The sequence below is a fragment of the Mesorhizobium sp. M0808 genome (genome assembly GCF_040320025.1).
Taxonomy (GTDB): domain Bacteria; phylum Pseudomonadota; class Alphaproteobacteria; order Rhizobiales; family Rhizobiaceae; genus Mesorhizobium.
This window is the reverse complement of sequence record NZ_JAMYOX010000017.1, coordinates 18454-30422: the sequence shown is the minus strand read 5'-3', so window position 1 is coordinate 30422 and position 11969 is coordinate 18454. Positions and strand designations below refer to the sequence as shown.

The 11969-nt window shown below is 63.0% G+C and carries 13 protein-coding genes; 8 read left to right on the top strand and 5 right to left on the bottom strand.

Going from position 1 to position 11969, the window contains the following annotated elements; translation table 11 throughout:
• Positions 1-62: 62 nt before the first annotated feature.
• Both NKI25_RS19785 and NKI25_RS19780 read right to left on the bottom strand, forming a co-directional pair.
• Positions 63-899 carry an amidohydrolase family protein gene (locus tag NKI25_RS19785; RefSeq protein ID WP_352621008.1) on the bottom strand — a complete coding sequence of 279 codons (837 nt, stop codon included), beginning with the start codon at positions 897-899 and terminating at the stop codon, positions 63-65.
• A 67-nt stretch (positions 900-966) separates the two neighbouring features.
• Complete coding sequence (locus NKI25_RS19780) at positions 967-1755, bottom strand: IclR family transcriptional regulator (RefSeq protein WP_352621006.1); 789 nt, start codon at positions 1753-1755, stop codon at positions 967-969.
• A gap of 158 nt (positions 1756-1913) precedes the next feature.
• Here NKI25_RS19780 and NKI25_RS19775 point away from each other — a divergent pair, with 158 nt between their 5' ends.
• The 8 genes from NKI25_RS19775 to NKI25_RS19740 all read left to right on the top strand — a co-directional run bounded on the left by NKI25_RS19775 (position 1914) and on the right by NKI25_RS19740 (position 9216).
• A complete protein-coding gene (locus NKI25_RS19775) occupies positions 1914-3230 on the top strand; it encodes a type 2 periplasmic-binding domain-containing protein (RefSeq protein WP_352590374.1) in 1317 nt (438 codons plus the stop codon).
• A 142-nt stretch (positions 3231-3372) separates the two neighbouring features.
• A complete protein-coding gene (locus tag NKI25_RS19770) occupies positions 3373-4269 on the top strand; it encodes a carbohydrate ABC transporter permease (protein ID WP_023676089.1) in 897 nt (298 codons plus the stop codon).
• Between the two features lie 2 nt (positions 4270-4271).
• Positions 4272-5138, top strand: a complete 867-nt coding sequence (locus NKI25_RS19765) for a carbohydrate ABC transporter permease (RefSeq protein WP_352451567.1) — start codon at positions 4272-4274, stop codon at positions 5136-5138.
• A gap of 1 nt (position 5139) precedes the next feature.
• On the top strand, positions 5140-6237 hold the full coding sequence (locus NKI25_RS19760) for an ABC transporter ATP-binding protein (RefSeq protein WP_352999120.1): 1098 nt from the start codon (positions 5140-5142) through the stop codon (positions 6235-6237).
• 4 nt (positions 6238-6241) lie between these two features.
• Positions 6242-7354, top strand: coding sequence for a mandelate racemase/muconate lactonizing enzyme family protein (locus tag NKI25_RS19755; RefSeq protein WP_352999119.1), 1113 nt, complete (start codon positions 6242-6244; stop codon positions 7352-7354).
• 9 nt (positions 7355-7363) lie between these two features.
• A complete protein-coding gene (locus NKI25_RS19750) occupies positions 7364-7693 on the top strand; it encodes an L-rhamnose mutarotase (protein WP_023676093.1) in 330 nt (109 codons plus the stop codon).
• On the top strand, positions 7686-8762 hold the full coding sequence (locus NKI25_RS19745; RefSeq protein ID WP_352590382.1) for a Gfo/Idh/MocA family protein: 1077 nt from the start codon (positions 7686-7688) through the stop codon (positions 8760-8762). Before NKI25_RS19750 ends, NKI25_RS19745 begins: the two co-directional genes overlap by 8 nt.
• A 1-nt stretch (position 8763) precedes the next feature.
• Complete coding sequence (locus tag NKI25_RS19740) at positions 8764-9216, top strand: MaoC/PaaZ C-terminal domain-containing protein (RefSeq protein ID WP_352999116.1); 453 nt, start codon at positions 8764-8766, stop codon at positions 9214-9216.
• A 264-nt stretch (positions 9217-9480) separates the two neighbouring features.
• Here the strand turns inward: NKI25_RS19740 and NKI25_RS19735 are convergent, their stop codons facing one another.
• From NKI25_RS19735 to NKI25_RS19725, 3 genes are read right to left on the bottom strand one after another with little or no spacing between them, the layout of a single operon-like run.
• Complete coding sequence (locus NKI25_RS19735; RefSeq protein WP_352590385.1) at positions 9481-10437, bottom strand: C-terminal binding protein; 957 nt, start codon at positions 10435-10437, stop codon at positions 9481-9483.
• A 12-nt stretch (positions 10438-10449) separates the two neighbouring features.
• Positions 10450-11208 carry an HpcH/HpaI aldolase family protein gene (locus NKI25_RS19730; RefSeq protein WP_352590388.1) on the bottom strand — a complete coding sequence of 253 codons (759 nt, stop codon included), beginning with the start codon at positions 11206-11208 and terminating at the stop codon, positions 10450-10452.
• Positions 11209-11250: 42 nt separating this feature from the next.
• Positions 11251-11964 carry a hypothetical protein gene (locus tag NKI25_RS19725; protein ID WP_352590391.1) on the bottom strand — a complete coding sequence of 238 codons (714 nt, stop codon included), beginning with the start codon at positions 11962-11964 and terminating at the stop codon, positions 11251-11253.
• Between the last annotated feature and the right edge of the window lie 5 nt (positions 11965-11969).

Here is an 11969-nt window from a genome sequence, read left to right as displayed (position 1 = left end):
GGCCACCTATTCGTTATAGCCGCATTTGTGCGACGCCCGATTCCACTTGGCTGCAAAATGCTCTACAAACTCCACAGCCGCTTGGCGTTGCCGGACAGCAGTTGCTGCCGTTCATCGGTGCTGGTGCCGGCAAGCAGCGCATGCGTTGCCGCAATCCAGGTCGCAAGCCCACCGCCAAGCGTGCACACCGGCCAATCGCTGCCCCAGACGACGCGATCCCAGCCGAAGCATTCGATGGTGTGCTCGACATAGGAACGAAGCGTTTCGACAGTCCAGGATCCGGCATCCGCATAGGCGACCACACCGGAAATTTTGCCGACGACGTTCGGGCGCCGCGCGATCTCCGCCATGTGCTCGCGCCAGGGGTGCTCGGCACCGCCCTTGATGTCGGGCACGCCGCAATGGTCGAGCACGAACTGCACATTCGGCGCGAGATCGGCGAGTGCGATCGCCTTGGGGATCTGGTGCGGCAGAACGACGAGGTCGAAAGTCAGGCCGCTGCCGGCTAGCCGCTTGATGTTTTCGCGAAACAGCGCACCTTCCGACAGTTCATCCGGCACGACGTGGAGCACGCGGCGAAAGCCCTTGACGAAACGATCGGCGCGCTGGCGCTCGAGATAGGCGGCAAAGCCGGGCTCTTCCGGACGGCAGGAGGCAATTGCCCCCCGCAGCAAGCTGGCCTTTTCCCGCGACAGCGCTTTGACACGGCTGGTTTCAGCCTCGATGTCGGCAGGATCGACATCGACCTCCATATGCAATGCGCCCTCGATGCCGGCGCGGCGGCCCTGGACTGCATATTCGTCATAGGAGAAATCGCGGTTGAGTGCCGGCACGCCGGCCAGCCAGGGATAGCGCAGCGCGGACTGGTCGATCAGGTGCAGATGGGTGTCGAAGATCATGGTGGCGCGCTCCTCCTTGGCGACTTCGAGATCATCTCACGGAGAAATTCTTCATTCAAATAAGAATTCATCGCGATTGCTTGACGGTCGATCCCGCCAGTTGCGACAGCTTTTCGGTCGCTGCCAGCAGCAGCTCAATCGTCCTCGTAATGTCGGGCGCCTTGGGTGCGTTGACCAGGGTTATGTAGGGGATCGACAGCGCGGCGATCGCCCTGCCGTCCGAACCAAGAACCGGTGTCGACAGGTTGAAGACACCGGCGGTCTGCATCGATGCCATCATCTCGTAGCCGCGTTCCCGGATCTGGTCGAGGCGGGCGAAGAATTCCGGCGATTGCGGTGGCTTGTCGGTGCTGCGCAGATGTTCTGAGATCATCATCTGCCGCTCTTCCGGCGGGCGGAACGCCAGCAGCACATGGCCGGAGCCGGTGTCGAACAGGCTGATATGCGAGCCGACGCGGATGGAGATGCCCCAGTAATCCGGCGCCTCCTGCTGTGCGATCACCACGGCGGAGCCGCGATCGAAGACGACGAGCTGGTTTGCCTGCTGCGAGGTTTCTGCCAGCTCGCGCATCAGCGGCGTCGCATAGGAAACCAGCCGGCGCACCGGCGCGTGCAGCTGCGCCAGGCCAAACAGCTTGAGCGTCAGCGAATAACGGTCGCCATCCGGCCGCGTGACGTAGCCGCGCCGCACCAGCCGGTCCAGCATGCGGTAGAACTCGTTCGGGCTGCGGTCGAGCTTCTTGGCGATTTCCGCCTGCGTCAGGCCGCCATCGACACCGGCCAGCAGCTCGAGAATGTCGAGCCCCTTGTCCAGCGCCGGGGCTCGATAGCGGTCGTCTTCCTCGTCCTCTGCCATTCCGCTTCTCCAGTGAATTGCATTTTTCATATACGCATAACGGCATTGCTTCCGGAAGAACTTTCGGCTTGACGATCCTATAAATGTTTTGTTTGTATATGAATGACGCTGCCGATCCGCCCTCGCTATGGATCGACGCAGACTCTTGGGAGGATACCATGACGAAACTGTTTTGCGGCCTGTCGGCCGGCGTAACGCTGCTCGCACTGGGTGCGACTGCCCTTGCTGCCGACCTGCCCGGCGAATTCGACGGCGTCACCATCGACGCCAAGCTGATCGGCGGCCAGCAATATGAAGGGCTGTACGCGCGCATCGGCGAATGGGAAAAACTGACCGGCGCCAAGGTCAACGTGATCTCGAAGAAAAACCACTTCGAGCTCGATAAGGAAATCAAGTCGGACATCGCCTCCGGCAGCATCAACTGGTGCGTTGGGTCGAATCACTCGTCCTTCGCGCCGCAATATCCTGATATCTACACCGACCTCAACAAGCTGCTGCCGAAGGAGGAGATCGACGCCTTCGTGCCGTCGACGATCAAGGCCTCGACGCTCGACGGCAAGCTGGTGATGCTGCCGCGCGCGCAGTTCGACGTCTCGGCGCTCTATTACCAGAAGAGCCTCTATCAGGACGAAGCCAAGAAGGCCGCCTACAAGGCCAAGTACGGCAAGGAGCTGACACCGCCCGACACCTGGGACGAGGTCGCCCAGCAGGCGGAATTCTTCGCCAGCCCGCCCGATTTCTACGGCACCCAGTTCGCCGGCAAGGAAGAGGCGATCAACGGCCGCTTTTACGAGATGCTCATCGCCGACGGCGGCGAATACCTCGACAAGGATGGCAAGCCGGCCTTCAACTCGGAAGCCGGCGTGCACGCGCTCGACTGGTTCGTCAATCTCTACAAGGCTAAGGCGGTGCCGGCCGGCACCACCAACTATCTGTGGGACGATCTCGGCCAGGGCTTTGCCTCCGGCACCGTCGCCATCAACCTCGACTGGCCGGGCTGGGCAGGCTTCTTCAACGATCCGAAGTCGTCGAAGGTCGCCGGCAATGTCGGGGTGAAGGTGGCGCCGAAGGGATCGGCAGGCATTCGCACGGGCTGGTCGGGGCACCACGGATTTTCGGTCACCGAAAACTGCGCCAGCAAGGAAGCCGCGGCGTCGCTGGTCTGGTTCCTGACCAATGAGGACAGCCAGAAGCTCGAGGCGGCAAGCGGCCCACTGCCGACCCGCACGGCGGTGTGGGACTGGGATATCCAGCAGGCGGCCAGCGATCCTTACAAGAAGGAAGTGCTGGCGGCTTTCCAGGAAGAGGCAAAGCACGCTTTTGCCGTGCCGCAGACACCTGAATGGATCGAAATCTCCAACGCCGTCTATCCCGAATTGCAGGCCGCCATCCTTGGCGACAAGACCTCCAAGCAGGCACTGGACGACGCTGCCGCCAAGGCCATGCAAATCCTCGAGGACGCCGGCAAGCTTTGACCATTCTCCCAAGGGGGCGCCGCGCTCATCGAAGAGCGGCGCCCCCGAACTTTTTGCGAACCATGCGCAACACGCTTTGTCTTGATCCCAGCTCGCCGATGGCGGCCTTCGGTGTCCGGGCACCAACCAGAACCGGATAGCCATGAAAGGCTGGAGACCTTCGCCGCCATTGCTGCTCCTGCTGCCGGCGGTGATCGTTCTGGCGGCCGTGGTGGTGGTGCCGCTGCTGCTTTCGCTCTATTCCAGCTTCACGCCGTTCCGGCTGACCAGGCCGGAGACGTTCTGGGTCTTCATCGGCGCGCGCAACTACGTCACCATTCTGACCAGCCGCGCTTTCTGGGTCGCCTTTGCCCGCACCGTGGTGCTGCTGACGGTGGCGCTCAACCTGGAAATGCTGATCGGGCTCGGGCTGGCGCTGCTGGTGGAGAAGGCATCGCGCGGCCAGCGGATCCTGCGCACCATCATGATGTTTCCGATGATGTTTTCGCCGATCCTCGTCGGCTTCCAGTTCAAATTCATGTTCAACGACAATATCGGCCTGGTGAACAACGCCCTGCAGGGGCTCGGCCTGACCGATCGCGCCATCCCGTGGCTGATCGACGGCAATCTCGCCTTCATCGCCATCCTGATCGCCGAGATCTGGTCGTCGACTTCGGTGTTCGCGATCCTGATCCTGGCCGGGCTGCTGGCGATGCCGCGCGAACCGGTCGAGGCGGCCCGCGTCGACGGCTGCACGCCGTGGCAGACATTCCGCTATGTCACCTGGCCGTTCATCATGCCGTTTGCCTTTATCGCCATGACCATCCGCTCGCTTGACGTCGCGCGCGCCTACGACATCGTCAAGATCATGACCGACGGCGGCCCCGCCGGCCGCACCGAACTGGTCTGGACGCTGGTCGCCCGCACCGCCTACAGCGATGCCAGGATGGGAATGGCCAATGCCATGGCCTATTTCTCGATCCTGCTGTCGATCCTGTTCACCGTCTATTTCTACCGCAAGCTCGCCGCAGCGCGCACGCAGATCGCGGCGGAGTGGTGAGGATGGACCAGAACAGCCTGCATCGCGTCGGCAACAAAGCGCTCGGAATCGTTCACGGCATCGGACTGTTCCTGGCCATGCTGGTCATCTGCCTGCCCGGCATCTGGATCGTGCTGTCGTCGCTGCGGCCGACCGTCGAAATCATGGCCAAGCCGCCGGTGTGGATCCCGCAGCAACTCTCGCTCGACGCCTACATCGCCATGTTCAGCGGCGTCGGCCAGGGCGGCATTCCGGTGCTCGACTACTTCCGCAATTCGCTGATCATCTCGGTGACCTCGACGGTGATCGCCATCGTCATCGGCATGGCCGGCGGCTACGCCTTTGCGCGCTACCGCTTTCGCGCCAAATCGGCGATGTTCCTCGGCCTGATGCTGACGCGCACGGTGCCCGGCATCGCACTGTCGCTGCCGCTGTTCTTCGTCTTTGCGCGGCTCGGCATCATCGACACGCATTTCGGGCTGATCCTGGTCTATGTCGCGCTCAACGTGCCGTTCACCGTCTGGCTGATCGACGGCTTTTTCCGCCAGGTGCCGAAAGATCTCGCCGAAGCCGCGCAGATCGACGGCTGCACGCGCTGGCAGGCCTTCTGGCAGGTCGAGTTTCCGTTGGCCGGGCCGGGCATCGCCTCGGCCGGCATCTTTGCCTTCCTCACCTCCTGGAACGAGTTCGCGCTCGCCTCGCAGCTGACGCGCTCGATCAACTCCAAGACCCTGCCGGTGGGCCTGCTCGACTATACAGCCGAATTCACCATCGACTGGCGCGGCATGTGCGCGCTCGCCGTGGTCATGGTCATACCGGCGCTCACGCTTACCTTCATCGTCCAGAAACACCTCGTCGGCGGCCTCACTTCCGGCGCGGTGAAAGGCTGACATGGCAACTGTATCGCTCAAGAACCTCACCAAAAGCTACGGCCCGGTGGCGGTGGTGCACGGCATCGATCTAGAGGTCGCCGACCGCGAGTTCATCGCGCTGGTCGGGCCGTCCGGCTGCGGCAAGTCGACAACTCTGCGCATGATCGCCGGCCTCGAGGCGATCAGCGACGGGATCATCGAGATCGGCGGCCGCATGGTCAACGACCTGCCGCCGCGCTCGCGCAACATCTCGATGGTGTTCCAGTCCTACGCGCTCTACCCGCATATGACGGTGCGCGAAAACCTCGGCTTCTCGCTCACGATAGCGGGCGCCGCGAAAGAAGAAATGGACCGTCGCGTCGCCGAAGCGTCCGGCATTCTCGGCCTTGACCAATTGCTCGACCGCCGGCCGTCGCAGCTGTCGGGCGGACAGCGCCAGCGCGTCGCCATGGGTCGCGCCATCGTGCGCGATCCCGACGTCTTCCTATTCGACGAGCCGCTTTCCAATCTCGACGCCAAGCTTCGGACGCAGATGCGCACCGAGATCAAGAAACTGCATGCCAAGGTCCGGTCGACGGTGATCTACGTCACCCACGACCAGGTCGAAGCGATGACATTGGCCGACCGTATCGTCATCATGCGTGACGGGTTCATCGAGCAGGTCGGCACACCCGACGAGGTCTTCCGCCGGCCGCAGACCCGCTTCGTCGCCGGCTTCATCGGCTCGCCGCCGATGAATTTGCATGAGGCGGTTGTCGACGACGGACAGTTGCTGTTCGCCAGTGGCGAGAGATTGCCGCTGCCCAGCCAGTTCAAGGCAAATGTCGGGACTGGGGACAAGGTCGTGTTCGGCCTCAGGCCCGACGACATTTATCCGACCGGGCATGGCATCAGCTCCGGCGAAGACGTCGACGTCCACCAGCTGGAGTTGCCGGTGACCGTCACCGAGCCGCTCGGCAACGAGACGCTGGTGTTTGCCGAATTCAACGGCAGCGACTGGATATCGCGGATGCTCAATCCAAAGCCGCTGAAAGCCGGCGACCGGGTCAAGATGAGCCTGGACCTGTCGCAGGCCCATCTGTTTTCCGCCGAAACAGGCAGGACATTGCGAGGTTAAAATCATGGCAAAGATCGAGAAAATCGAACTGCGGATGGTCGACCTGGTGCCGAAGGTCAAGCGCACCGATGCCATCCAGAGTTTTGTCAGCCAGGAAACACCGATCGTCACCATCACCGACGCCGACGGCGCGGTCGGCACCGGCTACAGCTATACGATCGGCACGGGCGGCTCCTCGGTGATGCGGCTGCTGGCCGACCACCTTGCGCCGCGGCTGATCGGCCGCGACGCCGACATGATCGAGGCGATCTGGCACGAGCTGGAGTTCGCCACCCATGCCACGACGATCGGCGCGATCACGGCAATCGCGCTGGCGGCCATCGACACTGCCCTTTGGGACCTGCGGGCCAAGAAACAGAGGCTGCCGCTGTGGAAGCTTGCCGGCGGCGCCAAGGACCGCTGCCCGCTCTACACGACCGAAGGCGGCTGGCTGCATATCGAAACCGAGGCGCTGGTCGCGGATGCGCTGGCCGCCAAGGCCAAGGGGTTTCGCGGCTCGAAGGTCAAGATCGGCAAGCAGCACGGCTCCGAGGATCTTGCCCGGCTGACGGCGGTGCGCCGGGCGGTTGGAGACTCCTACGAGATCATGACCGACTGCAACCAGGGCTTTTCTGTCGACGAGGCGATCCGCCGGGCCGAACGCCTGCGTGAACTCGACCTCGCCTGGATCGAGGAGCCGTTGCCGGCCGACGACATTGACGGCCATGTACGGCTGTCGAGGGCCACATCGACGCCGATCGCCATCGGCGAGTCGCTCTATTCGATCCGGCATTTCCGCGAATATATGCAAAAGGGCGCGTGTTCGATCGTGCAGGTCGATGTCGGCCGCATCGGCGGCATCACGCCGTGGCTGAAGGTGGCGCATGCAGCCGAGGCGTTCGACATACCGGTCTGCCCGCATTTCCTGATGGAATTGCATGTCAGCCTGACATGCGCCGTTCAGAACGGCAGATATGTCGAGTATATTCCCCAGCTCGACGAGCTGACCGGCAAGAAAATGCGTATCGAGGACGGGCACGCGCTGGCACCGGACGAACCCGGCATCGGCATCGACTGGGACTGGGATGCGATCAAGGCGAAGAGCATCGCGGAATTCACCATGGCGATAGAAAAATAGGAGGCGGACATGCAGCGAATGGGAATGGTGCTCGGCCTCAAGCCGGAGAAAGTCGCCGAGTATGTGCGGCTTCACGCTGCTGTGTGGCCGGACGTCCTCAAGATGATTTCCGCCTGCAATATCAAGAATTATTCGATCTATCTGAGGGAGCCGGAGCACCTTTTGTTCAGCACCTTCGAGTACCACGGCACCGACTATGCCGCCGACATGGCGAAGATGGCCGCCGATCCCACGACGCAGGAATGGTGGGCGCTCTGCATGCCATGCCAGGAGCCGCTGCCGACCCGCAAGGAGGGCGAGTGGTGGGCGTCGATGGACGAAGTCTTCCATTATGACTGATGACATTTTCGATCCTGCCTCGCTTTCCCAGGCCTGGGCACAGCCGTCAAAGCCCAGGCCGATCGTGATTTTCGGCGCCGGCTCGATCGTCGGCGATGCGCATTTCCCGGCCTATGGGAAAGCCGGCTTCCCGGTTGCCGGGCTTTTCGACCCCGACCTGGCCAAGGCGGAAAAACTGGCGCAGAGATGGGGCGTCACCGCTTACCGGTCGGTCGAGGAAGCTGCGTCAATCAAGGACGCCGTCTTCGATCTGGCGACGCCCCCGGCTCACCACGCCGGCGTGCTCAGGGCGCTGCCCGATGGTGCGGTAGCGCTGATCCAGAAGCCGATGGGCAGCAATCTCGCCGAGGCGACCGAGATCCTCGAAATCTGCCGCTCCAAAGACCTGAAGGCGGCGGTGAATTTCCAGCTTCGCTTCGCGCCGATGATGCTGGCGCTCAAGGATGCGATCGCCAAAGGCTGGCTGGGCGACGTGGTCGATTTCGATGCATGGCTGGCGCTGGCGACACCCTGGCAGCTCTGGGAATTCCTGTTGCAGGCGCCGCGCGTCGAGATCGCCATGCATTCCATCCATTATCTCGACCTGATCCGGCAATTGCTCGGCGACCCCAAGGGGGTTCACGCCAAGACGCTCGGCCATCCCGGCCACAAGGTTGCGCAAACGCGCACCAGCGCGATTCTCGACTATGGCGACACCGTGCGCTGTGCACTGTCGATCAACCACGATCACAAATTCGGTCGAAAACACCAGGCCTGCGAATTCCGCATCTGCGGTACCGAGGGCGCCGCTTACCTCAAACTGGGCGTCAACCTCGACTATCCGCGCGGCGAGCCGGACATTCTCGAAATCTACCCCAAAGACGGCACGGACTGGATTGCGGTTCCACTCGTCGGCGCATGGTTTCCGGACGCCTTTGCCGGCCGCATGGCCAATGTCCAGCGCTACGCGTTGAGCGAGGACGCCGAGCTTGTCAGTTCCGTCGAGGACGGCTGGAACACCATGGCGCTGGTCGAAGCCGCCTACCGATCGAGCGCGGCGCCGGCAACACCGATCGCGGCGAGGCCCTGACATGGAGCAGACAGTCTATTTCGAGGACTACCGGATCGGCTCGTCGCGCATGACCAGCGGGCGCACGATCACCGAGACCGACTTCGTCGTCCATGCTGGCCATACCGGTGATTTCTTTCCCCACCACATGGACGCCGAGTTCATGAAGACGACGCCGTTCGGGCAGCGCATCGCCCACGGCACGCTGGTGTTTTCGATCGGCGTCGGGCTGACGGCCAGCGTCGTCAACCCGGTTGCCTTCTCCTATGGTTACGACCGGCTGCGCTTCATCAAGCCGGTGTTCATCGGCGATACGATCAGGACCCGCACCACCATCTCGGCCAAGGAAGACGACCCGAAGCGACCCGATTCAGGCCGGGTCGTCGAGCGCTGCGAGGTGATCAACCAGCATGGCGACGTGGTGCTGGTCGCCGATCACATCTACATCGTCGAGCGGCGCGACAAGCCGAGTTGAGGCTCGACGGATGGCGCTGAAAACCTAAAGACAAAAAAACCGCCTTGCGGCGGGTTCTCGGTGCGAATCAGCACCATACCCAAATTAGTAGCATAGCTGCCGGCACAAAGCAAGAACAAAATGTGGCGCTGTCGGCAAAAAATGCGAATGCACTTCACCCGTTCCCGTCTTTATCCGCTTGCCGAGGTCGGCTCAGGGGGCGCCTGCCCCGGAACGTTAAGGTGGAACTGTCGACAGGCGGGTGGTGCCGACATCGGGAATTGGTCATATCCGGTTGACCGGATATACCGGCTTGCCGCCGCGCAGGACCGATGCGACATCGGCAAACACCTTGTTGCGAACCTCCGCGTAAGACTGGGTCGAGTAGTGCGCCGCGTGTGGACTGACCAGGACGGTGTCCAGCGCCAGCAGCGGATTGTCAGGCGAAGGCGGCTCCAGCTCGAACGTGTCGATGCCGGCGCCTGCCAGATGGCCGCGCCGGATCGCGTCCGCCAATGCGACCTCGTCGACCAGGCCGCCGCGGGCCACGTTGATGAGTATCGCCCCTTCCTTCATCCGCGACAGGGCTTCCGCCGACATGATGTTTCTGGTCTCCGGTGTCGCTGGAACGTGCAGCGAGACGATGTCGGCCCTGGCCAGCAGCTCGTCGAAGCCGACCGGTTCGGCACCACCGGCCGCGATGCGCTCGGCCGGCATATGCGGGTCGTAGGCGATGATGTGGTAGCCGAAGACCCGCGCCCGCTCGGCAGTCAGCCGCCCGATCTGGCCGAAGCCAATCAGGCCGAGGATCTGCCTGTCGGGCCGCGTGATGCCGGCGCCGTCGGTCATTGCAGCCCAGCGGCCGGCGTGCACCGCGCTGTCGAACTGTTTCAGCCTGCGCGTCAAGGCCAGGATCAGGGCCATGGCGTGGGTGCTGACTTCAACCAGATTGGCGTCCGGCACGTAGGTTACCTGAACACCGGCACGGCTGGCGGCCTCGACGTCGATCGAATCGAGCCCTACGCCGAACCGCCCGATGACCTTGAGCCTCTTCAGTTCCGCCAAAACGCGAGCCGTGATCGGCTCCCGCAATACCATCAATGCGTCGGCGTCGCGGCAGTGTTCGATCAGGGCATCTTCCGTGAGCAGCGTCTTTTCGACAAATTCGACGTTCAAGCCGTCGAGGTAGCGCAGCTGCTCCTCCTCGACTGACAGCACACCGTCGGTCTTGATGATCTTCATGGCAAACTCTTGCTATGAGGCGCTGCGCGCCGAGGCGACCCCGGCGGCAAGGCCGGCCCCGAGAAACATCGTGTCGCTGGCCAGCATGTAGAAGCTGATGCCGTGCCGCGACCATTTGCCGACATCATCCGCCGAAGGGCGAAAGATACCGACGGCCTTGCGGGCCGCGCGCGCCGCGGCCGCGATCCTCATAATCGCTGCATTGAGCTTGTCCTGGCCGGCGGGCCCCATCGCGTCGATCGAGACCGACAGGTCGCCGGGGCCAATGAAGACCACGTCGACGCCGTCGACCTGGACGATGTCGTCGATGTTGGCGAGGCCTTCGGCCGTCTCGACCTGGATGGCGACCGTCAGGACCTCGTTGGCCGATTTGAGGTAGTCCGGAATCCTGTAGCCATAACCGGCGGCGCGGCCCGGGCCGACACCGCGGGCGCCGACCGGCGGGTACCGGCAGGCCATGACCGCCATGCGCGCTTGCTCGGCCGTGGAGACGCGGGGTACCAGGACACCCGACGCGCCGGCGTCGAGCGCGGCCGCCATCCACTCCGGCGTGTGGCCGGGAACGCGCACCATCGCGGGAATCCTGTGGACATCGGCGGCGCGGATCAGATCCTCGAGCCGTTCGCGGCCGATCTGCGAATGCTCCCAGTCGATGCACAGGAAATCGACCCCGCTGGCGGCGGCCACTTCGACCGCCACAGGGTGCGGGATGGCACAGAAGGTACCGATGAGGCGATCGAGAGAGATACATTTCTTGCGAAAGTCGTACATGAAATCTCCAGAAATTTTCGGCGTCGGCAAAACCTGTGTGCGCTATGTGGCCCGCGCCAAAGGATGCACGGCTTCCGTCGACATCGGGAAATGCCGGCTGCCGCCTGAAAACGGCGGGAAGGTCTTGTAGTCGGCGCGCATCTCCAGCCGCGCCGGCGATTGCAGCGCGTGCGTCAATGCCGCGGGACTGTCGAACATGACCCGATTGCGCTGCATATGGTCGATCCGCGGCCAGGGAAGCGAACCGCACCAATCCAGTCGCGACAGAACCTCGATGTGGCGAATGCCGGGGAAGCCCCGCATCAATTGCGGATGATGCGTCACATAGTGGTAGAGCCAGGCATTCATGTCTTCGGCCGGCCCGGGATAGTGGACAAGATAGCTGCAGGGGAGCTCGGACGTCTTGACGCCAGCGTCATCGACGGGAAACGGACGCATGCACATTGCCTGTTGCGTCGGCCCCGAAGCGGCGATGCTCGACAGCATACCAGGTGCGGCAAGCGCCTGCAGATGGCCGGACGGCGCCAGCGCCGCTTCCATGTCCGCCAGTTCGTCGAAATAGAGCTGGAAGCCAAAGACCGGCGGTGGACCATCGTTGTTGAACATGTCCGTCGCCACTTCGGGCAGATAGATGTTGGCAAGCGCAAGGCCCGGCGTCGATGCAATCACACGCCGCACAGCGTCAACATCTTCGCCGGCGATGGCCAAATTTGCCTCGCGGTCATCATGGAAGAAAGCAAGATAGGCAAAGCGCATGTGGA